This window comes from Sphingopyxis sp. H053 (assembly GCF_001468225.1).
In the GTDB taxonomy this organism is placed as follows: Bacteria; Pseudomonadota; Alphaproteobacteria; order Sphingomonadales; family Sphingomonadaceae; genus Sphingopyxis.
Map to the genome: position 1 here is coordinate 55,887 of NZ_LNRU01000009.1, position 26,107 is coordinate 81,993.

Consider the following 26,107-nt stretch of genomic DNA (forward strand, 5'->3'; position numbering starts at 1 on the left):
CTTGACTGACGACATCGTCGAATGGCGCATCCAGCCGGGATCGTGGCTGCGCGAGCGCGAAATCGCCGCGCGCTTCGGGGTGAGCCATGCGCCCGTGCGCGAAGCATTCCGTCATCTTGCGCGGATCGGTCTCGTGAAGGTGGTCCCGTGGCGCGGAACCTATGTGATCGATATCGACGAGCATGCCGCGAACGAGGTCTATGAGCTGTGGAAATCCCTGTTCGGTGTAGTTTGCCGCCTGGCTGCGGTCGAGATGACGGATCGCGACGGGCGCGAACTGATGCACCGTCTGGTCGAATATAAGGATGTCACCCAGCGCACCGAAAATACGTTCGAGCATATCAAAGTCTCGAACCGCATCGGCCGCTTCATCGCCAAGCGGAGCAATGCGCCGCTCGCGCTGGAGCTCCTCGACCGGGTCGCGCTGCTCGCGCGCTGGCAGCACAATGTCTATACCGACAGCTATATCGAGACGCATGGCAATGACGCCGCGAAGCGATCGGCCATCCTCTACGACGCGCTTTGCCGCCATATCGTCACGCGCGATGGCGATGCCGCCGATGCGGTGGCGCGCGATCTGATCGGCGTTACTCAGAATAGTTTCGGGCGCGCACTCGAGGAATATAAGGCCCGGCACGCAAAGACTAAGCCCAGCCGCCGCCGCGCAAAAGTGACATGAGCCGCCTCCCGACCGACCGCCGCACGTTGCTTAAGGCGGGCCTCGCGGCGCCGATCGCATTGCAGGTTAACTCCGCTGCCGCTGTATCTCGGGATTTGACCATGTTCGGCTCCGAACGCCTCTTCACCGACGTCCAAAGCTATACCGAGGCCGGCAACAAGCAGTCGGGCGGCGAGGGCGATCGTTGGACCGCCGACTGGACAGCGAAGCGGCTGTCCAGTGCCGGATTCGAAGTCGAACGCCAGACGTTTGACGTGCCTTGGTTCGAGGCCTCGCGCTGCGACCTCAGGCTCGGCGACATCACGATACCGCTCGTCGCACAACCGCTCGCCATCGAAACCGGCGAGGCTGGACTCGCTGCGCCGCTGCGCCTCGCAGAAATTCCTGAACGCCTCGACGGCGCGATCGCCGTAGTGCGCCTGCCTTTCCGCCGCTGGTCGAGCCTCGTAGATCGTGCAGCGCGCGAGCCGCTCGCCGATGCGCTTGCGCGCGGTGCGAGCGGGGTCATTCTCATTACGACCGGGCCGACGGGCGAGGCCTTGCTCCTCAATGTCCCGGCCGGTCATCCCGTATCGGAAAAGCCACTTGCCTTGCTCGCGCCGCGACTCGCCGCCCCGGTGATTGAAGCCGCGCGCCACGGTGCCGCGGCGAAATTAGCGCTGCGCGGGCGCGGTGGGGCTCGGGCAGCTCAGAATATAATCGGGCGACTCGTTCGCTCCGGCCGCCCTTGGCTCGTCGTCTCGACGCCGCGTTCAGGCTGGACCGATTGCGCCGGCGAGCGGGGGCCGGGCATCGCGATGTGGCTCGCGCTCGCCGACTGGATGCCCCGAGCGTTTCCCCAGCACAGCCTGCTCTTTCTGTGCAACAGCGGGCATGAATATGAGAATCTCGGTGCGAGCCATATCGCCGACAAGTTTGGTCCAGCCCCCAGCGAGACGGCTTTCTGGTTGCATCTCGGCGCCAATGCCGCAGCACGTGACTATCAGGAAATGCCGGGGCGCTTGCTGCCGCTGCCGAGTGCCGATCCCTATCGTTTTCTCATGACATCGCCCGAATTCGTTGCGCGTGCGCGCGAGATATTCAAAGGCCAGCCAGGGTTGGAAATGGCCTATCCTTCGGCGGAAGGCACAGCGGGCGAACTCTCGGAAGTGATAAAGGCCGGCTACACACGTCATGCTGGCATCTTTGGCGCACACCGTCATCACCACGCTGTGACCGACGATTTATCTACCGTCACACCTGACCCGCTTGCCGCTACGGCGCGGGGCGTCCGCGACCTGCTGAGCGCCGTCGTCTCCTAAACCCGTGACCCACGTGCAATGACATTGCGCTTTCCGGCTTGACTCGCTCGCGTTTTCTGCACAAAATTATCGATAATAATTGCGATAACAAAATGGGGAGAGTGACCATGGGACGCAGGGCGAACCTTCTTTTCTGCACGGCCGCAATTTGGGTAGCCGTCGCTCCGCCTGCTTTCGCGCAAGACAGACCGCCCGAAGCTCTTCCGGACGCGGCGGAAGCGAACGATGACGGCGCGATCGTCGTGACGGCGCGGCGCCGCGAGGAGCGGCTCGCCGACGTTCCTACAGCCGCTTCTGTCATCGATATCACCTCACTCACCGATCGCGGCGGCGCAAGCGGCAGCGGCGAATTGCTAGCAGACCAGCCGAGCGTCAGGTTCAACAATCTCAGCTCATCGATCACTTCCGAGATTTCGATCCGCGCCTCGTCGACCGCGCGCGCGACCAATGGCGATCCCAGCGTCGGCCTGTATCGCAACGGTGCCTATATCGCCGGTGGTCCCGTGGGCGGGCGAAACTTCACCCGCCTCGATCTCCTCGATATCGGCCGGGTCGAGGTGCTGCGGGGGACACAGGGCGCACTCTATGGCCGCAACGCGGTCGGCGGCGCGATCAATATCATTTCGGCCGAGCCCGAATTCGATCTCTCAGGCTGGGCGAGTGCGCGCTACGGCTTCGAGAATAACAGCTTCCAGACGCAAGGCGCGATCAATGTTCCGCTTGCCGAAGGTCTTGCGATCCGTCTCAGCGGCGATCTCGTCGAGCAGGACAAGGGCTTCTTCTACAATCCGGACAACGACGTCTATTTCGACCAACAGAAGGGTCATGGTCTGCGCGGCCAGATCCGTCTCAAACGCGGACCCGTCGACGCGATCATCATGGCCGAGACCCAGCGGCTGACGACCCCGGCGGTTCATTATCAGATTTCCATCCCCGCCGGCACGCCAGGCTTCCCGGGGGGATATACCCAGGATCGCTTCCGCTATCCCTGGAACACGGCGCCCCGTGCCAGCCAGGATGTCGATGGACTGCAGGCGATTATCCGCGTGGACTTGGGCGGCGCCGACCTCACCTCGACAACATCCTTTCGCAAGCGCCACTCGGAATATGACCTTGACAATGACGCGGTGAGCCCGGCCGAACTTGCGCGCGCGCGCGCTGCAGGTCAGATCGGGGCGCTAACCCCGCTCGACCCGAGCGGCGCCTCCTATGTCGTCGACACCACCGACAATTTCTCGCAGGACATCCATGTGACGGGCGCGAGCGACCGTCTGACCTGGCTCGTGGGCGCCGAGATGCTGCTGCTCGACAGCGATTTCTCCGTGACGACGACGCGCACGCCGACGCTTGCCAATCCTTCTCCGGGCAACATCGCCCCCGCCCGGCTCCATTTCGAAAGCTATGCGGCTTATGGTTCGCTCGGTTTCGATATCACCGACAGCCTCAACTTGACCGGCGAGCTCCGCTATACACGCGACAGCCGGAGCATCAGCGCGCGGCTCTATGATCTCGCGACAGGCCTGCCAACAGGCGGGTCATCGCGGATTATCGACGACAACATCAGCGCCGACAATCTCTCCTACAATGCGACGCTTTCGTACAAACTTACTCCAAATATTCTCGCCTATGGCAAGGTCGGCAGCAGCTACCGCGCCGGCGGTTTCAACACGCGCCTGTCCGATCCCCGCGCTCCGAGCCCGGTACAGGTACTGTTCGGCAACGAAAGCAGCACCTCCTATGAGGTCGGCATCAAGGGCAGCCCGGTGCGGCGCGGCTATTTCGCAATCGCGGGATATTATACCGAGCTCAAGGATCTGATCGCGCAGGTCGACGATGGATGCGCGCTGACCAACGCGGCCTGCCCGGTCGCCGCGGTCGCCTATCTCACTAATGCCGGTAATGCGAAGAGCTGGGGTATCGAGGCAGAATATAGCCACGGATTCGACCTTGGAGAAGGCGACGGCCGCCTCGCGCTCAGCGGCTCGCGGCAGGGCGGCAAGGTCAAGACGGGCCGATACGACGGTCTCGATCTCGCGCAGGTTCCCGACTGGCTCGCCTCGGCGAACCTCAATCTTCGCTATCCGGTCACCGGCGACGTTGCCTTGACGAGCAATGTGCTTGTCAGCGGACAATGGGGTGGCAAGCAGGAGCTGACCGCAACGTCGGTCGACCTCGACAATTATGTCCTCGTCAATCTTCGCATCGGCGTCGACTTCGGAAAGGTCAATGTGAGCGCCTTCGCGAACAACCTCTTCGACAAGCTCTACTATGTTGCCCAGGCGCCGACGATCAACCGTTACAGCCAACCCCGGGTGATAGGCGTCGAGGGCCGCATTTCTTTCTAGGGGATATGCTTGCCCGCGGCCTGCGGCCGCCAGCCGAGACGAAAGGGACGGCGAAATGCGGCAATGGGTCATGGCAGCATGTGCTGGAGCCGCGACGCTGCTCGCTTCAGCATCCGCCGCGGCGGCGGTTGCCCCTCCGCAAGCGACGCTGGCGCAGGGGCGACTAACGGGCGCTGCAGAGGCAGGAGTCGAGCGTTTTTTCGATATTCCCTTCGCTGCGCCTCCCGTAGGCGCGCTCCGCTGGCGCGCGCCGCAGGCTCCGCCGCGCTGGGCGGGTATTCGCAATGCCGCGAAGTTCGGACCCGCTTGCCCGCAGATGGTGCGGCCTGCGCTCGTCGCCGGTGGAGTAGCGGATGATCAATCCGAAGACTGCCTACAGCTCAATATCTGGCGCCCGGCCGGCGCGCGGAAACTTCCCGTCATGGTCTGGATCCATGGCGGTGCGCATGTCATCGGGTCGGGTACGTTCCCGGCTTTCGACGGTACAGCCTTCGCAAGGCAAGGGGTCATTCTTGTCACGATCAACTACCGGCTCGGCGCACTCGGCTATTTTGCCCACCCGGCTCTGAGCGCAGCCAAGCCGCGTCGCGAGGCGCTCGCCAATTATGGCCTCATGGACCAGATGGCCGCCCTTCGCTGGGTCCAGAAAAATATCGCAGCCTTTGGTGGCGATCCGGGGAAGGTCACTTTGTTCGGCGAGTCCGCGGGGGCAATCGGCGTGACGACGATCCTCGCCCACTCCGAAGCCAAGGGCCTGTTCGCGCGCGCCATCGTACAGTCGGGCGTCGGCCTACTCGACCCGCGCCCGCTTATCGAGCAGGAAGCGCTAGGCACGGCATTGGCGGCTCGCGCCGGCGCGCCGCCTTCGGCGACGATCGACGCGCTCCGGGCGCTTTCGGCCGACGCGCTCGTCGCGGCCGGCGATGTCCGGACGCCGGGCGCGATGGTCGGCCCCATTCTCGACGGCGAGCTGGTGCGCGAAGCGCCATGGCGCGTTTTTGCGCGCAGTGAGCCGATCGACGTGCCGCTCCTCGTCGGCGCTAACAGCAACGAAGCCAGCGTAATCCTCGCCATGGGCGTGCCGCCGGCGGCCGCGCTCACCTATCTCGGGCCCGACCAGGCGGCGGGCCGCGCCGCCTATGGCACCGGGCTCGCCGATGACGAACTGGCCCGCCAAATTCTGGGCGACGCCTGGTTCGTCGCACCGTCGCGATGGCTCGCGGCGCGGACGTCCGCCGGCGCGCCGTCCTACCTCTATCATTTCGACTATGTTGCAGCAGCGCGCCGCGATCGGGCGAAGGGCGCCGGGCATGGCTCCGAAATTCCCTATATTTTCGGGACGCTGGGCTATTTCGCTTCGCTCGCCGGCCCCGTCGACGACGAGGATCGCCGCTTCGGCGAAGGCGTGTCCGCCTGCTGGGTCGCTTTCGCGAAGAATGGCGTACCCGACTGCGCGCTGGTGCCTGACTGGCCCCGGTACCAGCCGACTGACGACCGTCTCGCACATCTCGCGCCCCGGTCAGCCGTCGTCGCCGGTTTTCGCAAGGCGCAACTCGACCACCTGCTGAAAATCCATTTCGCGGCAGGCCAACCCAGGCCTTAGCCCGCTCGGCCAAACAGGCCCACCGTTTCGAAACGTGCAACGAAGCTGGGAGAGATAAAATGTCTGGACGACGGAAATCGATATGGCTTGCCGCCGGCGCCGCATTGGTCGGCGTAGCGGTTTTTGCGGCGCAAAGTGGCTTCGGGAGCAGCGACGGCGGCGAAACGCGTCCGATGGTCCAACTGCCACCCGCGCCGTCCGCCGCCAAGGCGACGGCATCCGCTGCGTCGGCGCTCGCGACCGCAAGCCTCACAACGACCGTCGGCGGTTACACCTATGACTGGACAGCGCTGAAGGCCGCGATCGTCGCTGACACCGAAGTCGCTAGTGGCTATTTCATTGTCGGGAACGCGTCCGATCCCACTTATCTTTTCGAATTCGACAAGGGCAGTTTTGGCATCGACCGGGTGACACCGCTCGCCTCGGCTTCCAAATGGTTTGCTGGCGCGCTCGGCATGCGCATGGTGCAGGCGGGCATTGCCACGCTCGACGATCCGATGCGGCCACCACTCGCCTTCTGGACGACGAGCGGAACGAAGAAGGATGTCAAACTCAAGCATACGCTGTCGATGACATCGGGCTTTAATGCGAGCCCGCTCGTCGGCGGCTGCCAGCTTCTCCCGACTTTTGGTCTCTATAACTGCGCCAAGAGCATCCACGACCTGCGCTACGACATCCTGCGCCCGGGCAATGCGCCTGGTGCTCAATATAGCTACGGTCCTCACGGCATTCAGGTCGCAGGGGCGTATTTGGAGGCCAAGGATACAAGCATAGAACCAGGAACGTCGCCAGCACGCGAGCGGAACTTCCACGAACTGTTTGCGCAGCACGTCACCATCCCGCTCGGGATGTCAAGCACCACGTGGTACGATCCCCACCCCCCCGCGACCGTCCCAACCAATCCGTGGGTGGCCGGCGGCGCCTTCTCCACGCCGCGCGACTATGCGAAACTGCTGCGCGCGTTCCTCGGCGGCAGCTTCATCACCAACATGACGGCCTTCACGCAGCCGCGCACGATCGGACTGCCGCGTGTTTTCGTTCCGGCGAGCACAGTGAACTGGGAATATGCGCTCGGCTCCTTCGTCGAATGCGACACGCCCTCGGCGTGCGCGACGTCGAAGATCAACTCTTCGCCCGGCGCCTATGGCTGGACCGGCTGGATCGATCGCGAGACCGGCTATTATGCCCTGATCGCGACCGAAATATCGAGCGGAGGCGACCGCAAGGGCGTCGAGCTCGAGCAGGTCATGCAGGATCTGATCGAGGATGCGATTGCGAACCGCACTCCGGCGCCCTGACCCGATCGGCAAAACTTCGCCTATGGTGCCTGGGCCAGGCCGCGCCGTGAGGTAGCGGTCTGGCTCAACGGAGGGGGCTGGACACCGCGTGGTTGTGCTGACAGCCGGCTTTCGAAGGGCATGAAGGACCGCTTTCTCGATCATGGAGCGGTTCAATACGAACGCGAGTAGAGCAAGTAGAACCGAAGGCGGACCATCTCGCCCTGCGCATCTTGCTCGAGCGTTCGGCGCGACGCATGACAGCGCCAAACGCGGTGCCGCAACTATGCCCTAAGACTTAGTTCCGCTCGATAACTCGCCGCAGCCGATCAGCGATGATCAAAAGGTCGCCGAGGCAGGACCGCACCAGCACGATGGCTGCGAGAAGTGCCACGACTCTTGCGCGATGGTCAGGCGACGTAAGCACCTCTACCACTCGCTATCAAGGTTCCGTCTGCAGACACAATCCGCGTCCCGGCTATGCTTATCTGCCGACCCAGTTTGACCGGCCTGCCGATCGCCCGCATCAGCCCTGGCAAGGCCGGTCGGTGAAAATCGACGTGCAAGTTTGCCGTAGCCCGCGCAGACCCTCCCATGGCAATGACCGTGTAAAGGCCGGTAAGATCGATCAGCGCCGATAAAATGCCACCATGCGCTGCGCCGACCGTCGGATTTGAGATTATTTCGTCTCGCCAGGGCATTGAGATCACCAACTCGTCGGTGCCGACCTCGGCGATCCTGAGCCCGAGCCAGCGGTGGAAAGGCGCAAGCAACAGCAGCTCCCCCAGTTCCTCAAGCCCAGGGGCGACCCGTGGGGCGTTCATGACTTCATCTCCATTTCATGGGTGCTGAGCAAAAACTCCACAATTGACTTGCCAAACGCGTCATTCTCGTCGCCCACCACCATATGGGTCGCATTCGCGATGTCGCTATATGCCATATGCGGGACCAATCTTCGGAAATGCTTGACGGCTTCCAGCGAAACTAGGTCGCTCGACCCACCGCGGATCAGATGCACAGGCAAGGCTAAACTGGCAGCGGCGGCGCTCAGTTCGCTGCGGCCATTGTCGCTTGAGACACCGCCTTGCCGCGTAACTCCTTCGATGAAGGTCGGGTCCCAATGCCAATAGAAGCGCCCATCGTCCTTGCGGCGCAGATAGTGGGCGAGCCCAGGCGAGGCCTTCCGGCTAGGCCGATGGGGCAGATAGTCGGAAATGACCTCAGCGGCCTCCTCCACCGACGCAAACCCTTCGCGCGCATGGGCCGCCATGAAACCGACCACGCGGGCAACGCCGCTCGGTTCCATCTGCGGCGTGACGTCGACCAAGGTAAGCGATCCAAAACTCCCCGGTGCGCGGTTTCCCTCCGCAATGATCCCAGCCAGCCCCCCAAGCGATGCGCCGATCATCGCCGGCTTTCTTCGCATCGCCGCAGCGATCTCAACGAGATCGGCCGCGAAATCGGAAATGTCATAAGCCCCATCACTGGCCCAAGCGCTCTCGCCGTGCCCGCGCATATCGACGGCGATCGTCCGAAAACCGTGGCTCGCGAGTTGACGGGTCACCGACTTCCACGCCCGGCGGGTCTGGCCGCCGCCGTGCGCCAAAATCACCGGAAAGCCCAGTTCCGGTCCATCGATCGACGCCGCGATTGCATGGCCCGCTTTTCCCGCAAGCGTGATCGTCCGATCATACATTCAGGCATCATACTGTATCATATCTTACAGTAAAGCATGTTCATATGCCGATAGTGGCTTTACAGTTTCAGCCGATGGTCGACTTTCGCAGCACCAGCGATGCTTCTCTCGGGAAAAGTCTTCTGACGGACTCAGACGAGTTTGTCTTTGTCATCGAAGAAGTGCCACGCAAACTTCGCCGCTTGTTCGACGCCTCAATGGCGCGCTTCGGATTGACCCGAACCCAGTGGCGCGCGCTCGTCTATATTTATCGGACCCCGGGCATTACCCAGACCGATCTCGCCAAATGCTCGAACTGGAGCGTGCCAGCGTTGGCCATGTTGTCGACCAGCTGGAAAGAATGACGCTCGCGGAACGGCGCGCTGCCAAGGGCGACCGGCGCGTCTGGGAGCTTCATCTCTTACCCCGAGCGATCGAAATCCTGCCCCAGCTGCGCGCCGAAGCCGACATGATCTACGCGCGGCTGCTCCATATGATTTCACCGACTGAAATACGCGCGGTCCGCGCATTGCTGACGAAAATGTCAGGCAATCTCGAAAGCGGATCGGAAGACATGCCTCCTCGATAGAAGCATTGAAAGATTTGAAATGGCCGACGCCATTCATCGTCAGCAAGCCGATTTCCCCAATTGGCGCCGCTCGCGTTTGCGGCGGCGCACCGCCGCCGTTCTGCCCCCTCTGCACCAAATCGCCAGCACTGACGACTAACGAATTGCGAATATGGCGGCAGGGAGCCCTACCTAACCTCTTGTCGTGTCAGCAAAATCGTCCGACCGAGCCGGCGATCTTTCGGCGGTGAGGGCTCTTCCTCGAGGCAGACCGCTCTTGGCTTCGCATGCCAACGCCAATTGACCGACGAGCCATTTTGTGCAACGTGTTGTCTACTAGGAAACGAATCTCTGCTTGGAGACCGACATGGCTCAACCCGAGCGCTTCATGCGAGGACAGAGTGCCGGTGGCTGCGCTTGTGGCGACGGGCCGGTCTTTGAAGTGAGGCTGGGCGCCGACGGTCAGCCTCTGGCATTCGCCGACGCCTATCCCAACGCGCTTCCAATCCTGAAGAGGCTCGCACGCGGTCGGGTACCGAACAAGCTAGTGCTTCCCCTTTCGGCGGATCGCCCGACACGACACGTCTGATATCGGGGCAGCGGGGACTACCAGATCGCTCTCGACGGGCTCGCCGAAGCCGGCCGCTCTTTGCCTCGGGCCCTGCGCGTTGAAGGATCGAACGTTCGCGACGAGCGGGCGATAACAACCCTATGCTGCCAGGTGCCGCTCAGCACATCGCCCCGGTCATGACGACACCCCTCTCGGGACTCGCGATAAGGCTTGCCCCGAATCAAAACAAACAGTACAGACTGACTGATCATTGGATTTGAGGTGGCAAATGCTGGAGCAGCTACGGTTCGTACGGATCCCGGTTCAGTCGCTTAGCGAAGCCACGCGGCTCGCCGTTGATACCGTCGGCCTGCAGCACAGCGAACGGTTGCCGGAAGCCGAACGGTTCCGTTCTGACTCTCGGTCCTATTGCCTGGAGTTCGACGGTTCCGGGAGCAGCCTCCGGCCCAGCGTGGCGGTGTCGCTGAGAACCGTCGAGCAGCTGCAGGAAGTCTCCGGGAAACTCAGGGAGCGAAATTGGGATGTCGAGGCGATCCCTCACGATCTGTGTCGAAGCCGCCGCTATCACGCGGGGCTCGCCTGTCGCGACCTAAGCGGCAATCTCATCGAGCTGGTCGTTCGGGCCGAGGAGAGCGGCGAGCGATATTTTCCATCGCGCGATGCGGGAATTGTCGGCCTGTCACACGTGATCCTCGGCAGCCGGGACCCGGCGTCTGACGCCGCTGTGTGGGTGGACATCCTCGGAGCGCGGATCACCGATCGGGTGGGCGACGCAATCTACCTCGGCTGGGACGATCAGCATCACAGGATCATGATTGTGCCGAGCAAGCGCGAGAGCTTCCTCGTCGTGGGGTTTGAGGTCGAGAGCATCGACGCCGTGATGCAGTCGAAATATTTTCTCCTTGACCGGCAGGTCGGCATTGTCCGCGGCCCAGGCAAGGAACCCGCGAGCGGTGAAGTGTTTCTGACCTTCAGCGGGCCCTCGCCCGACAGCTATTTCACCTATTCGACCCGATCGGATCCGTCGCCCGTCGGACGCCGGCCACGGCAGTTTGCCGATTCTCCCGCCTCGCTATGCAGTTGGGGTTCGACCTCCAACCTCGAAGAATTGGGAGGAACGTTGCCATGACCATCAACATCATTGACATCGCTTATACTCGTCTCAAGACACCGGATGTCGCGGCCGCTACCGATTTCGCCACGCGAATACTTGGCCTGGAGCCTGTCGATCGCGCGGTTGATCGCCTGTCGTTTCGCTCCGATAGTCGCATGAGCACGATGAGCTACGAGATCGGCGACCCATCCGAAACGATTGTCGGCTTCGAATTGGCGAATGGGGAGGATCTCCTCAATGCGGCGAAAACGCTCGAAGCATTAGGGTATGAGGTGTGCTACGGTTCGCATGAGGAACGCGAGCAGCGGCACGTTTCCGAATTCATAGCCTTTCGTGACCCCAGCGGGGGACGCATCGAATTCGCGGTTTCGCCGCAGATCGGTGGCAATGGCGCGCAGCTGTCTCGCGACGCGGGAATTACGGGTTTCAGTCACGTCGGTCTGTTCAGCCGGGATCCCGGTCGCGATGAGCATTTCTGGACCCAAATATGCAATGCACGCGTCAGTGACCGGGTAGGCGAGCTCCCGCTGCTCCGTCTGAGCCAGATTCACCACAGCATCGCGCTCGTCCCCGCAGACCGGTGCGGTATCCAGCACATCAACCACCAGGTTCAGTCGATCGACGATGTGCAGCGCAGCTACGCGCTGCTTAGCCAGCATAAGGTTCCCATCGTCTTCGGACCCGGCCGGCATCCGACTTCGGGCGCGCGGTTCGTATATTTCGAGGGTCCCGACGGGATGGTCTTTGAATATTCCGTCGGCGTGCGCGAGGTCGACGAAGAGACCTACAGGGAACGCCAGTTCGGCTTTGAACCGAAGAGCTTCTGCATGTGGGGCGCAACCCCGAAAATCAAGGAGTTGTCCACATAGACTTGGGCCCCGGTGGGCAGCGGGCATGGGATGAATGTGACCGCATCGCGAGGTGACGCGGGCGGCGAAATAGCAAAGAGAAAGGATGGGAGATGACGGTTCCGGAGGCTTATCTTCAAGACATTGTCTGGCCGGCAAATTTTAACGAAATCCCCAAGGAGATTTTCGTCCGGCAAGACCTCTACCAAGCCGAGATCGACCGGATTTTCCGTGGAGCCGAGTGGCATCCCGTTGCGCACGAAAGCGAAGTGCCGCACCCGGGGGACTTCAAAACCTGCAATCTTGCGGACGTCCCCCTGCTCATCATCCGCGGCGACGACGGACGGGTCAGGGCATTCTTCAACGCCTGCTCACATCGCAGCACCCAGATCGAGGTAAAGCCTTCGGGCAATCGAGCCGAATTCGAATGCCCCTATCATCGGTGGCTGTTCAACAAAGAGGGCGAGTTGGTCGGCTGCCCCAATCAGCGCGAATTCATCCCCGGTTTCGACAAGAAAGACTATCCGCTGACCCAGCCGCGGCAGGAATCGGTCGGCGGCCTCCTGTTCGTGACGCTGTCGCCGGACACCGAAAGCCTCGACGACTTCCTGCAGGAAGCGAAAGGGTCGTTGCTGGACATCATGGCCGGTGACGGACGCCTCAAGCTGATTGGCTATCATCGGGTCCGGTATCTGACCAACTGGAAAGCCTATAGCGACAACGACGGCTATCATCCGCCGCTCCTGCACCAGGCGTTCACGATGCTCAACTGGCAGGGCGGCGCAGGCCGCCAGTATGCGACTACCGGACGTGGCCATTATTGCATCGAAACCGAGTTGACCGTTCCCCAGCCCACGAGCGTAATCCGCGATGCTTCGGTCATCGAGTTTCGCGACGAGGGGCGGCCGAAAAACGCCAGCGTGCTCGCTCTCTTTCCGATGCTCGTCGCCTCAAATTACCTGAACGTCATCAGCATCCGTTTCGCTACGCCTGTCGCAATCGACGAGGTGGAAGTCACCTACGCCTATTTCGCGCATCAGGACGACGATGACGCGATGGTCTTGCACCGAATAAGGCAAAGCTCCAACGCGATCGGCCCGTCCGGCCTGATCAGTATGGAAGACGCCTCGGTTTTCCACCGGGTCCAGATCGGCAATCGCACCCCCGGCAAGGCCATCTTCCAAAAAGGCGTCACCGATCCATCCCGGCTCGGGTTCGAATTCCGTCAGAACGACGAGAGCGGCAATCTTCCGCACTGGGAATATTATCGCGCCGCCATGGGCTTCCGGAGGAGGGAGGCATGACGCGCTTGACGCTCGACGAGCTCGCGCGGCTCGATGAACTCCAGTCGGCATATATGTCGGCACTGGACGGGAAGAAAATGCGGTCGTGGCTCGACACGTTCGAAGATGATCCGAGCGCGAGTTACATCTGCATCGCGCGCAACGATGTCGAGAGCGGCCTGCGCGTGGCGATGATGCTCGACGACTGCCGCGACAGGTTAATCGATCGCTGCACCTTCATCGAAGACATATGGGCGGGTACATTCCAGGACTATCGTACCCGGCATTTCGTTCAGCGCGTGCACGCCAGCCGCCGCGCGGATGGTCTCGTCGACATGGTCTCGAACTTCTCCGTGATCTTTACCCCCGACGATACCGGGCTGCCGCAGCAGCTGGCCGCCGGGACCTACGAGGACATTATTCGAATGGAAGACGATCAATGTCGCTTTCTGTCGCGGAACGCGGTGACCGACAACGCGGTCGTGCCGCGGTATCTGGTGTTTCCTTTGTGAGCGGTGACAGAATAACCTTATAAATCAATTACTAAATAATCGGGAGGGAGACCGAAAATGAAAGGCCTTTTTGCATCCAAAGCGCTGCTGATGATGACGGCAGCCGTGACCGCCGCGCCATCCATGGCGCAAACGGCGCCCGTTGGCGGTTTGTCCGCGCCCAGCCCGTCGGCCCCAGCCGAGGATCAGGATCAAACCTCGACGCAGAGCGGCCTCGTAGATATCGTCGTGACCGCGACGCGCCGGGAACAGAAGTTGCAGGATGTGCCGGTCGCGGTGACCGCCGTGACTTCGGAATCGCTTGGCCGTTCGGGTGCGGCCGACATCCGGAATCTCACTCAGGTCGTGCCCGGCTTCTTCGGTGGCCGCGCTGCGGGCGTGTTCCTGCCCGTTATCCGCGGGGTGGGGTCGAGCAGTATTTCGGTCGGGGACGAGTCAAACGTAGCAACCTATGTCGATGGAATCTACCAGGGAGACCCATTTTCCACCTGGACCGATCTCGTCAAGGTCGACCGCGTCGAGGTCCTGCGCGGGCCGCAGGGGACAATATTCGGTCGGAACGCGACGGGCGGGTTGATCAATGTCATTACGCCTGATCCCAGTTTCGACTTCAGCGGCATGGTTTCGGCGCGCGCGGCCGCCCTCGAGACGGGCGACGGAGACTATAATGTGCGCGGCTATCTGACTGGTGGCCTGTCCGATACGATTGCAGCCGATATCGCCGGAATTTACCGCAAAACGGACAGTTTTGTCGACGATCTCGTGCGCGGTGGGAAAGCTGGCGGCTATCAGGTTGTCGATGTCCGCAGCAAGCTGATGTACCGCGGCGAGAACGGAAACAAGATCGTCCTCACGGGAGAATATTTCGATCGCAAGGGCTCGGAGAATGTCTACCAGCCCTATGAGAATAACACGGCAGGTCGAGCCTTTCCCGGCGCGATCCTCCCGTTGAAACCCTGGCAGCTGTCCGCCGATCTGCGCCCCTCGCTCGCCACCCGGCGATACAGTGTCGCCTTGCAGACACGCTTCGATCTAGGCGGGGTCAATCTGGAGACGACCGGGGCATATGCCTCCAACCGAACCTCTCAGGCGACGGATTCGGATTCGTCGAATATCTTGCTCGCGACTTTTGTGGCCCCCAAAATCGCATCGGAATATTATAGTCAGGAAGTGCGCCTGCTCTCGTCCGGCTCCGGGCCGCTTCAATGGATCGCTGGTTTATATGCCTTCCACCTCTCCGGCGACGCCAACTTCATTCTGAGCAGTCGCGCTGATCCGAGCCAGCCACTGCTCGTGCGCACATTCGACCCCGTCCTGAAGACGACCTCCTATGCCGGATTCGCCGAGGCGACGCTTGAGGTCGTCCCGCGCCTGTTCGTGACGGGCGGCATTCGCTACACCCATGAGAAAAGAAGTTTCGATCAGATCGTAAACGGCGTCGCCCTTTTTCCGCAGACAGCGGAAAAATCCTTTAACAGGGTCACGTATAAAGGCACGGTCCGGTTCGAAATCGGACCGGACACGAATATCTACGCGACCTACAGCACCGGCTTCAAAAGCGGTGTGTTCAACATGACTGGCGTGTCGCCTCTCGCGGTCGATCCCGAGACGCTCAAAGCCCTCGAAGGCGGTATCAAGTCTGACATCACGCCCTGGCTGCGCGCCAATCTCGCCTTGTATCGTTATGATTATAAGGATTTGCAGGTCACTGCCCGCGATCCGTTGGGTCCCGGTTATGTCCTGCAGAACGCCGCGAACGCCACTCTTTACGGCGGCGAACTCGAAACCACTTTGGCGCCAACCGATCATTTCCGGGTCAACGCGGCGGTCGCCTACGCCCATGCGGAATATGACGATTTTCCGCTCGCGCAAGTTTTCATTCCCCGGCCAACGGGAGGCAATATCGTGTCGCAAGCGGATGTGTCGGGCAACCGCCTACCGCGGGCACCTCGCTGGACCTTTAACATCGCTCCAAGTCTCGACGTACCGCTCGCATCGGGAATGTTGAACATCAACGGCACCCTGTTCCGCAGTTCGGTCGTCTATTTCGACTTCCTGAATTCCGTGAAGCAGGATCCCTATACGGCGATCAACAGCGAAATTTCGTGGCGAACGGATGACGAAAAGTTTCGGTTCTCGATCTGGGCGACGAATTTGACCAATGAGAAGATCATCCAGGAAGTTCGGCCCGGCGCGCTTGGCACCGATCTCAGGTACGAGCTGCCCCGGCGTATCGGCGCCGGCGTCGAAGTGAAATTCTGATGCGATCGCCGGTCATAGGCTGGCTCGCCCCTCAAGGATTGAGAGCATAGATGGCAATTCCAGATCAGTACGACCTTTACTATGATGGCGGGTGGCATGCACCGACGGCGGGCGGGTACAGTCCCTCGCACAATCCGGCCAACGGCTCGCTCATCGCACATGTCGCGCAGGCAGAAAGCGAGGATGTCGACCGGGCAGTCCTCGCTGCCGCCGTCGGATCCAGGGTCTGGCGCGATGTGCCACCCCTCGAACGTGCCCGGCTGCTGCGCGAAGTAGCGGCAGTCATTCGCCAGAATGCAAAGGAATTGGCGCAACTCGATGCTCTCGATTGCGGCAACCCGGTCCGTGAACTGGCGGCCGACTCCCATGTGGCAGCCGCGCTCATCGACTATTTCTCCGGGCTGGTGACGGAGATGAAAGGTGCTTCGGTCCCCGTCGGACCAGATGCGGTCAACTTCTCCGTCAGGCAGCCATTTGGCGTCGTCGCCCGCATTCTGGCCTTCAATCATCCGTTTCTGTTCTGCGCCGGCAAGGTTGCCGCTCCCCTTGCAGCCGGCAATGCGGTAATCGTCAAGCCATCCGAACAGGCTCCCCTGTCAGCACTCCGCTTCGCCGAGCTGATCGACGGCTTGTTGCCGTCGGGTACGTTCAGCGTCCTTACGGGAGGAGCCGAAACGGGGGCGGCGTTAGCGGCCCACCCCAAGGTGGCGATGATCAGCTTGGTGGGGAGCGCGGCTGCAGGTCGCGCTCTGATGCGCGAGGCCAGTCCAACGCTCAAGCCAGTCTTGCTCGAACTTGGCGGCAAGAATGCCCTGATAGCCTATGGCGATGCCGATCCCGCCGAAGTAGCAAAAGCCTTGATCCAGGGCATGAATTTTGCGTGGTGCGGCCAATCATGCGGGTCGACGAGCCGGGCGTTCATACATGAGGACATCTACGACGCGGTTCTGGCTCGTATCGAGGAGGAAGCCCAGCGGTTTCAGCCGGGCGATCCGTCCAACGAGGCGACTTCGATGGGCGCGATCATCAGCGCGAAACAGCATGAGCGCATAGTCGGATTCATCGATAGCGCCCAGGCGGAAGGCGCTCGACTGATATGCGGCGGGGGGCCACCGGCCGACCAAGCTCTTGCGCGCGGCCTGTACATCGAGCCGACAGTGTTTGCCGACGTTACCCCTGACATGCGCTTGGCCCGCGAAGAGGTTTTCGGGCCGGTGCTCGGAATCCTGCGATGGTCCGACGAGCCGACGATGATCGAGGTCGTCAACGAACTGGAGTATGGATTGACCTGCTCAATCTGGACACGAGATCTCGAACGCGCGCACCGCACCGCCATGGCCGTCGACGTAGGCTATGTCTGGATCAACGAGACCTCACGCCACATTCTTGGAGCCCCCTTCGGCGGAATGAAACAGTCGGGCATCGGCCGTGAGGAATGCCTCGGCGAACTGCTGGCGTTCACCCAGGAGAAAAATATCTTCATCTCGTTGGGATCGGGCAACCGGTGACGGGCGGGGGCGCGCCTCCTGTGCTGCAACCGGCGCTCGGCACAGCACGCACGCCGCCTGGCGAGGGCGAAGCCGCGCTGGCTGTGGCGGGGGCGGCTTTCCGCCGCCGCATCGCCATGTTTTTCCTGACCTTTGCTCTCACACTCAACTTTGTTGACCGGCAGATCGTCAACATTCTAGCCGAACCGATCCGGGAAGAGTTGCAGCTGGCGGACTGGCAAATCGGGCTGATGTCGGGCCTTGCCTTTGCCTTGCTTTATAGCGTCGCCGGAATCCCGCTCGCGCGCTGGGCGGATCGCGGCAACCGGCCAAAGATCATGGCATTTTCCGTTCTCGTCTGGAGCGGGTTCACCATCGCCTGCAGCCTCGCGCGAAGCTTTCCCCAACTTTTGGTGGGGCGTGTCGGAGTGGGGATTGGCGAGGCCGGCCTGACACCTGCCGCAAATTCGCTCATCGTCGATTATTACCCACCCGAGCGGCGCGCGTCGGCGCTTTCGCTCTACTATCTTGGCGTGCCGTTGGGAACGTTGGCGGGGATGGCATTGGGAGGGCTGGTTGCCGATGCCTATGGCTGGCGCACCGCCTTTCTGGTGGCCGGCATACCAGGTGTCGTCCTTGCCCCCTTTTTGCTGCTGGTTTTGCGCGAACCGCGCAAGGCGCACGCCGCTCTGTTGCGAACGGCGCCGCCGGGCGCTCTCGCGGCGGTAAAGACGCTTTGGGCGGTTCGCACCTACCGGCTCATCGTGATCGCGACTGCGCTGCAAGCCGCGGTAGGATATGGCTTCGGACCTTTCATCGCATCTTTTTTTATCCGCAATCATGGCCCGGAGATCGTCGCCATGGCCACCCAGGCCGGGATGGGGGTTTCGGGGTTCCTGGGCCTGACGCTCGGTCTTTCCACAGGTCTCGCAGGCGCCGCCGGCGTGTGGCTCGGTGGGTTGCTGGCCGATCGGTTCGGCCGGAGCGACGTCCGAGCCTATGTAACCATCCCTGCGTTTGCGTCGCTGGCGGCCCTTCCCTGTTATGCCGTCATCTTCAGCATCGACAGTGGCGCGCTGGCGCTTGCGGGCCTTGCGCTTCCCAACATGCTAGGGGCCATGTGGATGGGCCCGGTCCACAGTACCCAGCAAAGCGTCTCACCGCCGGAGATCCGTGGCGGCGCGACCGCCCTCTTCCTTCTGGTCTTGAACCTGGTCGGCGTGGGTTTGGGACCGCTGTTCGTCGGGACGGCCAGCGACGCGATCTCGTGGCAGTTCGATCAAGATTCCGGCAGGAGTTTGCGTGCCGCCCTCATCCTTACAAGCCTGGTCGCACCATTCTCCGCATTTCTTTTCTGGCGCGCGCGGTCGTCGATCGGGCGCGACATGACCAGGTGGAAGGCCGTCAATCCAGTGTGACACAAATTGTTCATCATCATTGTCTGGAGAATGAAATTGTCAGCGGAAAATCATCTAGCAATGGGCGCCGGCGGCACCTTGCCGGCCGGCAAGGGCGATCGCGCGCCGTCAGGACCGCACCGCATGCCGGACCGCCTCGACATACGCGGCCGCGACTATGACGCGGCAGGCCTGCGATCGCTTGTGGCACCGGGCTGGATTCATTCGGCGGTGTATACCGACGCGAAGATTTTCGATCTTGAACTCGAGCGGATTTTCCACACCGGTTGGCTGTTCATCGGCCATGAGAGCGAGATTGCAAAAACGGGCGAGTTCAAGCGTCGGCAGATGGGCCGTCAACCGGTCATTTTTGTTCGCGGCCAGGATGGCGAGATCCGCGTTTTCCTGAACCGCTGCCGACACAGGGGCGCAATCGTCTGCGAGGTGGACGAAGGCAGGGACAGCTTTTTCCGCTGCTGGTATCACGGCTGGACCTATTCCAATGCTGGCGAACTGGTCAGCGTTTCCGGGCCCGACGGCTATGGGCCGAGTTTCGACGCGAGCGAAAACGGTCTCACGCCGGTGCCGCGGGTCGAAAATTATCGCGGCTTCATATTCGCGGCTTTGAGCGAAAAGGTCCTTCCGCTCGAGGACTATCTCGGCAACGCAGCCAAGGTGATCGACATCCTGGTCGACGCGGCACCGGGCGGAGAGTTGAGCGTGCGAGCCGGATCCAACCGGACGATCTATAAAGGAAATTGGAAGCAGGTCGGGATGGATGGATATCATCCGTTGTTCGTCCATGCCTCGGTGCTGGCGACATGGGAACGACACACCGATTCGGGTCACAGCCTCGGTGCCACGCACAGTGCGAACCCCTTCGACTTCGACGGAATCTCGGAAACGCGCGACTTCGGTCATGGCCACACGATGCTCGATTTCCGTAAGCATCGGCTCAAGCACTCGGGAAAATATCGCGCGCTTCTGGAAAACACGCCGGGAGGGGCAGACTATATCGACGCGCTCTATGCAGAGCATGATGTTGCCTGGGCGGACATGCTGCTTGCCATGGCGGGCGATCCTCACGTCGGCGTTTTTCCAAACCTGCAACTGATCAACAACCAGATCCGGATCGTTAATCCCCTGTCTGTCGACGAGACCGAGGTCGTGATGTTCCCTGTGCTGTTCTCCAACGTCAGCACCGAAATCAATGCGCTGCGACTTCGCCAGCATGAATCCTTTTATGGACCCGCAGGATCCGGATCGACAGACGACGCCGAGATTTTCGAGCGGGTGCAACTCGGCCTGGAGGCTAATCTCGATCCGTGGATCAATATATCGCGCGGGATGGAGCGCGAGTGGGTTGATGAAGATGGGACGATCGTCGGCCATGTTTCCGACGAGGTTCCGCAGCGCGCTCAGATCCGGCAATGGCTGGCGATGATGGCCGAAGAATCGCCCGATGGGAGGCGTTAGGATGAACATGGTAGCAGCAGATCTTTGCGATTTCACCGTCTTCTCGGAATTGAAGGAGAGCCGGGCAATCCTGCCCGGGAGCGACATTTTCGGCAAAATCGAAGCATTTTTGTATTTTGAGGCCGAATTGATGGACAGCCACGCCTATGACGATTGGCTCGCGCTCTGGGAGCCGGGCGGCCTCTACTGGGTTCCCTCCAATCAGGCCGACCTCGACCCCGATCGGTCCGTCTCGATCATCTACGAGCATTATGACCAGATCTCGGATCGAATATTCCGCCTGAAGGATAAGCGGATGCATTCGCAAAGTCCGAAGTCGCGTCTGATCCGCATCGTCTCGAACATTACGGTCGCCGCATCCGGCGGATCCGATGTCCTTGTCAGTTCAAACTTCATCCTGGGCGAGGCGCGCTCCGGTCAGCATCAATCCTTGTTCGCGCGCGCGACCCACCTCCTGAAACAGGGGGCCGATGGCTTCAAAATCTTGGGCAAGAAGGTCTATCTGATCAACAATGATGCGCCCATGCGCAATGTGACCTTCCTGCTATGAGAGGTGCAGGCGAAGGAGCGGGCAAGCCGCGCCGTGAGCAGCCACTCATCGCTACCGTCATTGGCGATCCGGCGGGTATCGGTCCAGAGGTCTGTGTCAAGGCACTCGCCGCCGGCAACCACGCGGCGCGGCACCTATTGATCGGAAGCATCGACGCTGTCCGGTTCGCGGCCGCGGCGAGCGGGATTAGCCCTCCCATCTACCAGGTGGAAACGCCGGATGAGGTGTCCGGTGCGGTTGGCGAAATCGCCGTTCTCGACCACGGCTCGCTGGCGAGGGGGGCATGGGATATCGGACAGTCGGGCGCCGCTTCGGGCCGGGCGGTGATAGAATGGATCCGCTTGGCCGAGCAATTGGCTCGCAATGGAGAGATCGATGGCTGGATCATGGCCCCGGTCGACTCGCAATCACTCAAGGCGTCTGGCGAAATATCGTCGATCGACGATCTTCAGCCGACTGGAACCTATCTATTGCGAGTCAGCCCCTCGTTGCGGATCGTCCCAATCACCGAGCATATCAGCATCGCCGAGGTCCCGGGCACTGTCTCTGCCGCGGCGGTGTCGTCGCTGATCGGTCTCGTTGACGAGACTTTCAGGCGTTGGGGCGTCAATGCCCCCAGGATCGGCGTCGCCGGCCTGAATCCGCACGCGATGGGAACTGAAGAAGTGCGCGAGATCGCGCCGGCGGTCGAACGGGAGCGCGCGGCGGGGCGCCGCGTCGAGGGGCCGGTGTCGCCCGATTCGATATTTCGTCTTGCCATGGAGGGGCGATACGACGTCGTTGTCTCAATGTATCATGACCAGGGCCAGATTGCGCTCAAGACGGCTGCCTTCGAAGGCGCGTGCACCATCTATATCGGCCTCGATTATGTTCATCTGACCGTACCGCACGGATCTGCCATGGAAATTGCGGGACAGGGCATCGCCCAGCACGCCAGCATGGCCTCCGCGATGAAGATGGCCGAATCACTCTGCTTCGGGAGAGGGTTTTATGCCGGCGACGATTGACCCCGGACTTCAGATGCAGGTGCGCATGGCGGCGCGCGGCCTGGCGCACGCCGGGCTCGTGCACGCGTTCGGCCATTGCAGTGCGCGCATCGATGCGCGGCACTTTCTTGTCTGTGCCGCAATGCCCATGGGGCTTATCAAGGACGAACCCGGTACTATTGTCTCGGTCGATGGCGCCCTTCCCCAAAAAGTGCTTGGCGAAGTGCGCGCGCACCAGGCGATTTATGCCGCGCGGTCCGATGTCGGCGGCATTTGTCGCATCATGCCCGCCGCCACCATGTCGTTGTCGACGCTCGGGATCACACCGGCGGCGCGGCACGGCCTAGGCGCCTATTTCGCTCCCCGGCCGCCGCTTTGGGACGATCCCAGGCTCCTGCGCGACGACGCTTCAGCGAGAAATCTTGCAATTGCCCTTGGCGAGGCTCGTGCGATCGTCATGCGAGGAAACGGAGCGATTACGGTCGGGCAAGATCTGAAGGAAGCTGCGACTTTTGCCTTCTTCCTCGAAGACGCCGCGCGGGTAGAGCGCGACGTGCGCTCGATGGGGTTCGGCCCTCAACACGGGCTTCTCGATGAAGACGAGATACGCGCGCGCCAGACCCTGGCCGGCGGCGTCGTTGAGCGGATGTGGAGTTGGCTGACGGCGATGGACGTGACCGAAGGTCGAGGAGCAAGCGGCGGATGACGTCAGGCGCGGTGCTCGCATATGCCCCGTTGCCTCGCCCGAATACCAGCAAGAAAGAGGAAACGATATGACCGACATGACCAAGACAGACACCTTCGCGGGGCGCGTCGCGCTCATCACGGGCGCGGGACAAGGAATCGGGCGGGTTTTCGCCAAAGGCTTCGCGCGCGCCGGTGCGAAAATCGCCATCGTCGAACTGAACGAAGACAGCGGACGGTCGGTAGCGGCCGAGGTCGAAGCGGAATGTGGCGCCGGCACCGTTATCGCCATTCGGGCCGATGTGGCCGATCCGGCAGCCGTCGACGCCGCCATAGCGGAGACATTGGAGGCCTTTGGCCGCATTGACGTCGCCATCAACAATGCGGCGATCTTCTCGACGCTGAAAATGCGGCCCTTCGAGGAAATCCCGTTTGACGAGTGGAGACAGGTCATGCGCGTGAACGTCGATGGCGTAATGCTGGTGTCCAAGGCGTGCGCGCCGGTAATGCGAGGTAATCGTCATGGGCGCATCATCAACATCTCGTCCGGGGTGGTGACTATGGGCCGACCGCACTATTTACATTATGTGGCTTCCAAAGCGGCGGTGGTCGGTATGACGCGCGCCATGGCGCGTGAACTCGGCGCCGACGGGATCACGGTGAATGCGCTGCTTCCGGGCGCAACCTTCACGGAGATCGAGCGCGAGACGGTGACGCCCGCGCAAAAGACCCAGATATTGAACATGCAGTGCATCAAGCGCCACGAGACCGCAGACGACTTGCTCGCCGCAGCGCTTTACCTCGCGTCCGACGGCGCAGAATTTGTGACGGGCCAGTCGATAGCCGTCGATGGCGGTACGACGTTTCGCTGAACAGGCCCGCAACGAGGCGGGCGGAATGGCCAGCCGGGTGCGGACGGCATCCTGTTGCATCTCGCAGCTATGACTTTGACAAGCCCGATAGGAAAGCTATGCCATCTGTACGTTCGGCCGCATGAGGGTCTCGGCAAGAGGTGTAGCAGACGCAGTGGCGGACATTTCCCCAGCTCACGACAATTCGCACAAGCCACAAGGCGAACGCAGTAGAAAGATGCGGGCTCGAATCCTTTCGGCCGCTATCAATCTGTTGCGCGAGAAAGGTTATTCGGCGTTTCGCGTCGCAGACGTTGCCGAAAGCGCAGGCGTCTCTCGCGGAGCGCAGCTTCACCATTTTCCGACAAAGGACCAACTAGTCGCCGCCTGCCTGGAGCAGGTTTTTTCGGCAGCCCTCGAGAAGGCGACCGTTGCCGCGGGTAAGGCTATCGAAGATGACGGCCTCCTCGAGGCTGCATGCGACGATGCAGAGGCATTCTTCTACGGTGAAGATTTTTTGATCGCGCTCGACCTCGTCATCTCGGGAAACAAGCTTCGGGCCCTCGCCGACGATGTTCGCGGTATGTCGCAGCAACGACGCGTCGGGGCCGAGCAAGTCTGGGTCAGCCGTTTTGCCAAGACCGGCCTGTCTCCGTCTGACGCCGAAGACATATTGTGGCTGCTGTGGAGCGTGCTCCGCGGATTGGCGGTGCGAGCCCAGATCGGAAAGGACCCCGAGCGGGCAAGGCGCGTCACCGAGCTGACAATTGCCTTGCTGTCCGGCTATGCGCAGTCGCTGCGGGAGCGGAACGACGGGACGGGCGGCCCAGACGCTATTGGTTGAAGCTTGCGATGACAAGCTTCTCGCCGCGCAGTGATTGCTGCCGAACCATCGGGTCCCGTTCCCTCAAGCCGCGTAGACATTACCATAGCGTTCGCGCAGTTGCTTCTTGTCGATTTTCCCTGTTGCCGTAAGTGGCACCGCGCCGACGAGGATGCGATCGGGCAGCTGCCATTTCGCGAATTCCGCGGATAGGGTTGATAGAATTTCCTTTTCGTCGGGAAGGATTCCATCATGAGGCTCGACGATCAAGAGCGGGCGCTCTTCCCATTTAGGGTGCGGAATGCCGACGACCGCGGCGATCTTGACCCCGCTGCACCCAGCGGCAACATTCTCAAGGTCGATTGAGCTGATCCACTCTCCTCCCGACTTGATGACATCTTTGGTGCGGTCTGTGATTCGCATGAACCCCTGGGCGTCGAGTGTCGCAACGTCGCCGGTATCGAACCACCCGTCGACATCGGTGCAATCCGCCGGCTGACGAAAATAGCGCTGAACCACCCACGGACCCCGCACCTGTAGCGCGCCTGCCGTCGCCCCATCGTGGGGGCAGGGGTGCCCGTCTTCGCCCAAGATGCGCATCTCGACGCCGAACTGGAGCCGTCCCTGCCGCGTCCACAATATATCCTGCATCGCTGCCTCGCCGAGGTCCGCGACGGCCGGCGTCGGTGTTGCGATCACACCGAGCGGGCAGGTCTCGGTCATTCCCCAGAGCTGAAGGACATCGACATCATGGTCGGCCTTGAAGCTTTCTGCCATCGCGCGAGGTACGGCGGAGCCCCCGATCATAATCCGCTTGAGCGTTCCCGTGTCGCCGCCGGTTGCCTCGAGGTGGGCGAGATACATGGTCCAGATCGTGGGCACCCCACCGGTAAAAGAAACCGCCTCCCCTCGGATTAGGGCCTGGAGGCTAGGACCGTCCATGCGGTCGCCAGGAAGAACGAGCTTGGCGCCGCAGAGCGGCGCCACGAACGGAAGGCCCCAGGCGGTGGCGTGATAGAGCGAGGAGCAAGGCATCACGCAATCGAACGACGTGAGGCCGAACGCGCTCGCCAAGCCCGCTCCCATCGCATGCAGAACGACTGCCCGGTGGCTGTAGAGAACCCCCTTGGGATCGCCTGTGGTCCCCGAGGTGTAACAAAGAAACGCCCCGGAATTTTCATCGATTTCGGGCCAGGTGATCGAGACCGGTGCCGACGCGAGCAAGGGCTCATAGGCCAGCGCCCCGAACCCCTCGCCGATGCCGACGCCTTCGTCGGACAGTACGATGTATTTTTCGATATGCGGGAGGCTGGGCGCAAGCCGCTCGACGAGCGCGGCGAGGTTGGGCTCGAACGCCAATATGCGACTCTCGGCATGGTTCAAGGTAAAGATCAGCTGATCGTCGGGGAGCCGGGGGTTGGCGGTGTGAAGCACTGCCCCAAGGCCCGGGACCGCGTAGAAGAGTTCCAAATGCCGGTGCGTGTTCCAGGCGAGCGACGATATCCGGTCACCGCTCCCGATCCCGGCAAGGGTGAACATGTTGGCAGCCTGCGCTACCCGGCGGGCGAGCGCTGCATAATCATAACGCCACAACCGATCGCTGCCGATTTCGCGCGACACCACTTCCCGGGTTGCGTGCGCGGCGGCGGCATATGTCAGGATCGTGCCGATCGCCAGTTGCGCAGGCTGCATTTGTCCCGTGATCGTCATGCATGCATCCTTCGACAAGTAGCAGTTGAACGGACCGTCTTTACGCGACAGCAAACAAAGTCCGCCAGCACAAGCCACCGAGGCTCATGCTGGCGGACACGGCGG

General features: G+C 61.7%; 23 protein-coding genes. 20 read left to right on the forward strand and 3 right to left on the reverse strand.

Features of this window, described 5'->3' with window-relative positions; genetic code table 11:
* Position 1 precedes the first annotated feature (1 nt).
* The 5 genes from ATE70_RS17590 to ATE70_RS17610 all read left to right on the forward strand — a co-directional run bounded on the left by ATE70_RS17590 (position 2) and on the right by ATE70_RS17610 (position 7,226).
* Positions 2–679 (forward strand): GntR family transcriptional regulator, encoded by a 678-nt coding sequence (locus tag ATE70_RS17590; RefSeq protein ID WP_197411506.1) that lies wholly within the window; start codon positions 2–4, stop codon positions 677–679.
* Complete coding sequence (locus ATE70_RS17595) at positions 676–1,980, forward strand: hypothetical protein (protein WP_037557615.1); 1,305 nt, start codon at positions 676–678, stop codon at positions 1,978–1,980. The genes ATE70_RS17590 and ATE70_RS17595 overlap by 4 nt, the downstream gene beginning before the upstream one ends.
* A 242-nt stretch (positions 1,981–2,222) precedes the next feature.
* The gene (locus ATE70_RS17600) at positions 2,223–4,325 is read left to right on the forward strand and encodes a TonB-dependent receptor (RefSeq protein ID WP_161786579.1); all 2,103 of its coding nucleotides are present in this window, start codon (positions 2,223–2,225) and stop codon (positions 4,323–4,325) included.
* Between the two features lie 70 nt (positions 4,326–4,395).
* Entirely contained in the window at positions 4,396–5,928 is a 1,533-nt protein-coding gene (locus tag ATE70_RS17605; protein ID WP_161786580.1) for a carboxylesterase/lipase family protein, read from the forward strand.
* A 59-nt stretch (positions 5,929–5,987) separates the two neighbouring features.
* Positions 5,988–7,226, forward strand: a complete 1,239-nt coding sequence (locus ATE70_RS17610) for a serine hydrolase domain-containing protein (RefSeq protein ID WP_058539115.1) — start codon at positions 5,988–5,990, stop codon at positions 7,224–7,226.
* A 389-nt stretch (positions 7,227–7,615) separates the two neighbouring features.
* Here ATE70_RS17610 and ATE70_RS17615 read toward each other — a convergent pair whose 3' ends face one another.
* Positions 7,616–8,029 carry a hotdog fold thioesterase gene (locus tag ATE70_RS17615; RefSeq protein WP_037557619.1) on the reverse strand — a complete coding sequence of 138 codons (414 nt, stop codon included), beginning with the start codon at positions 8,027–8,029 and terminating at the stop codon, positions 7,616–7,618.
* The gene (locus ATE70_RS17620; protein WP_037557620.1) at positions 8,026–8,901 is read right to left on the reverse strand and encodes an alpha/beta fold hydrolase; all 876 of its coding nucleotides are present in this window, start codon (positions 8,899–8,901) and stop codon (positions 8,026–8,028) included. The genes ATE70_RS17615 and ATE70_RS17620 overlap by 4 nt, the downstream gene beginning before the upstream one ends.
* Positions 8,902–8,975: 74 nt before the next feature.
* On the opposite strand from ATE70_RS17620, the gene ATE70_RS25490 reads away from it, so the two are divergent.
* The 15 genes from ATE70_RS25490 to ATE70_RS17695 all read left to right on the forward strand — a co-directional run bounded on the left by ATE70_RS25490 (position 8,976) and on the right by ATE70_RS17695 (position 24,313).
* A complete protein-coding gene (locus tag ATE70_RS25490; RefSeq protein WP_058539116.1) occupies positions 8,976–9,245 on the forward strand; it encodes a MarR family winged helix-turn-helix transcriptional regulator in 270 nt (89 codons plus the stop codon).
* Positions 9,242–9,469, forward strand: a complete 228-nt coding sequence (locus tag ATE70_RS25495) for a hypothetical protein (RefSeq protein ID WP_037557622.1) — start codon at positions 9,242–9,244, stop codon at positions 9,467–9,469. The genes ATE70_RS25490 and ATE70_RS25495 overlap by 4 nt, the downstream gene beginning before the upstream one ends.
* Positions 9,470–10,287: 818 nt before the next feature.
* The gene (locus ATE70_RS17635; protein WP_052182489.1) at positions 10,288–11,148 is read left to right on the forward strand and encodes a hypothetical protein; all 861 of its coding nucleotides are present in this window, start codon (positions 10,288–10,290) and stop codon (positions 11,146–11,148) included.
* Positions 11,145–12,002: a VOC family protein gene (locus ATE70_RS17640; protein ID WP_037557623.1), complete on the forward strand. Its 858-nt coding sequence runs from the start codon at positions 11,145–11,147 to the stop codon at positions 12,000–12,002. Before ATE70_RS17635 ends, ATE70_RS17640 begins: the two co-directional genes overlap by 4 nt.
* A gap of 92 nt (positions 12,003–12,094) precedes the next feature.
* The gene (locus tag ATE70_RS17645) at positions 12,095–13,285 is read left to right on the forward strand and encodes an aromatic ring-hydroxylating oxygenase subunit alpha (protein WP_037557624.1); all 1,191 of its coding nucleotides are present in this window, start codon (positions 12,095–12,097) and stop codon (positions 13,283–13,285) included.
* Entirely contained in the window at positions 13,282–13,776 is a 495-nt protein-coding gene (locus tag ATE70_RS17650; RefSeq protein WP_037557625.1) for an aromatic-ring-hydroxylating dioxygenase subunit beta, read from the forward strand. The genes ATE70_RS17645 and ATE70_RS17650 overlap by 4 nt, the downstream gene beginning before the upstream one ends.
* Positions 13,777–13,833: 57 nt before the next feature.
* Positions 13,834–16,038 (forward strand): TonB-dependent receptor, encoded by a 2,205-nt coding sequence (locus ATE70_RS17655; RefSeq protein ID WP_081933247.1) that lies wholly within the window; start codon positions 13,834–13,836, stop codon positions 16,036–16,038.
* Between the two features lie 50 nt (positions 16,039–16,088).
* A complete protein-coding gene (locus ATE70_RS17660; RefSeq protein WP_037557626.1) occupies positions 16,089–17,546 on the forward strand; it encodes an aldehyde dehydrogenase family protein in 1,458 nt (485 codons plus the stop codon).
* Between the two features lie 20 nt (positions 17,547–17,566).
* Positions 17,567–18,943, forward strand: a complete 1,377-nt coding sequence (locus tag ATE70_RS17665; protein WP_197411507.1) for a spinster family MFS transporter — start codon at positions 17,567–17,569, stop codon at positions 18,941–18,943.
* A gap of 6 nt (positions 18,944–18,949) precedes the next feature.
* A complete protein-coding gene (locus ATE70_RS17670; protein ID WP_197411508.1) occupies positions 18,950–20,398 on the forward strand; it encodes an aromatic ring-hydroxylating oxygenase subunit alpha in 1,449 nt (482 codons plus the stop codon).
* A gap of 1 nt (position 20,399) precedes the next feature.
* The gene (locus ATE70_RS17675) at positions 20,400–20,948 is read left to right on the forward strand and encodes an aromatic-ring-hydroxylating dioxygenase subunit beta (RefSeq protein ID WP_052182490.1); all 549 of its coding nucleotides are present in this window, start codon (positions 20,400–20,402) and stop codon (positions 20,946–20,948) included.
* Positions 20,945–21,955, forward strand: a complete 1,011-nt coding sequence (locus ATE70_RS17680; RefSeq protein WP_052182491.1) for a PdxA family dehydrogenase — start codon at positions 20,945–20,947, stop codon at positions 21,953–21,955. Before ATE70_RS17675 ends, ATE70_RS17680 begins: the two co-directional genes overlap by 4 nt.
* Positions 21,939–22,640, forward strand: coding sequence for a class II aldolase/adducin family protein (locus ATE70_RS17685; RefSeq protein WP_037557627.1), 702 nt, complete (start codon positions 21,939–21,941; stop codon positions 22,638–22,640). The genes ATE70_RS17680 and ATE70_RS17685 overlap by 17 nt, the downstream gene beginning before the upstream one ends.
* A gap of 67 nt (positions 22,641–22,707) precedes the next feature.
* Entirely contained in the window at positions 22,708–23,490 is a 783-nt protein-coding gene (locus ATE70_RS17690; RefSeq protein ID WP_197411509.1) for an SDR family NAD(P)-dependent oxidoreductase, read from the forward strand.
* Between the two features lie 217 nt (positions 23,491–23,707).
* On the forward strand, positions 23,708–24,313 hold the full coding sequence (locus ATE70_RS17695; RefSeq protein ID WP_052182492.1) for a TetR/AcrR family transcriptional regulator: 606 nt from the start codon (positions 23,708–23,710) through the stop codon (positions 24,311–24,313).
* A gap of 63 nt (positions 24,314–24,376) precedes the next feature.
* On the opposite strand, the gene ATE70_RS17700 is transcribed toward ATE70_RS17695, so the two are convergent.
* Entirely contained in the window at positions 24,377–26,002 is a 1,626-nt protein-coding gene (locus ATE70_RS17700; RefSeq protein WP_197411510.1) for a long-chain fatty acid--CoA ligase, read from the reverse strand.
* Positions 26,003–26,107 lie beyond the last annotated feature (105 nt).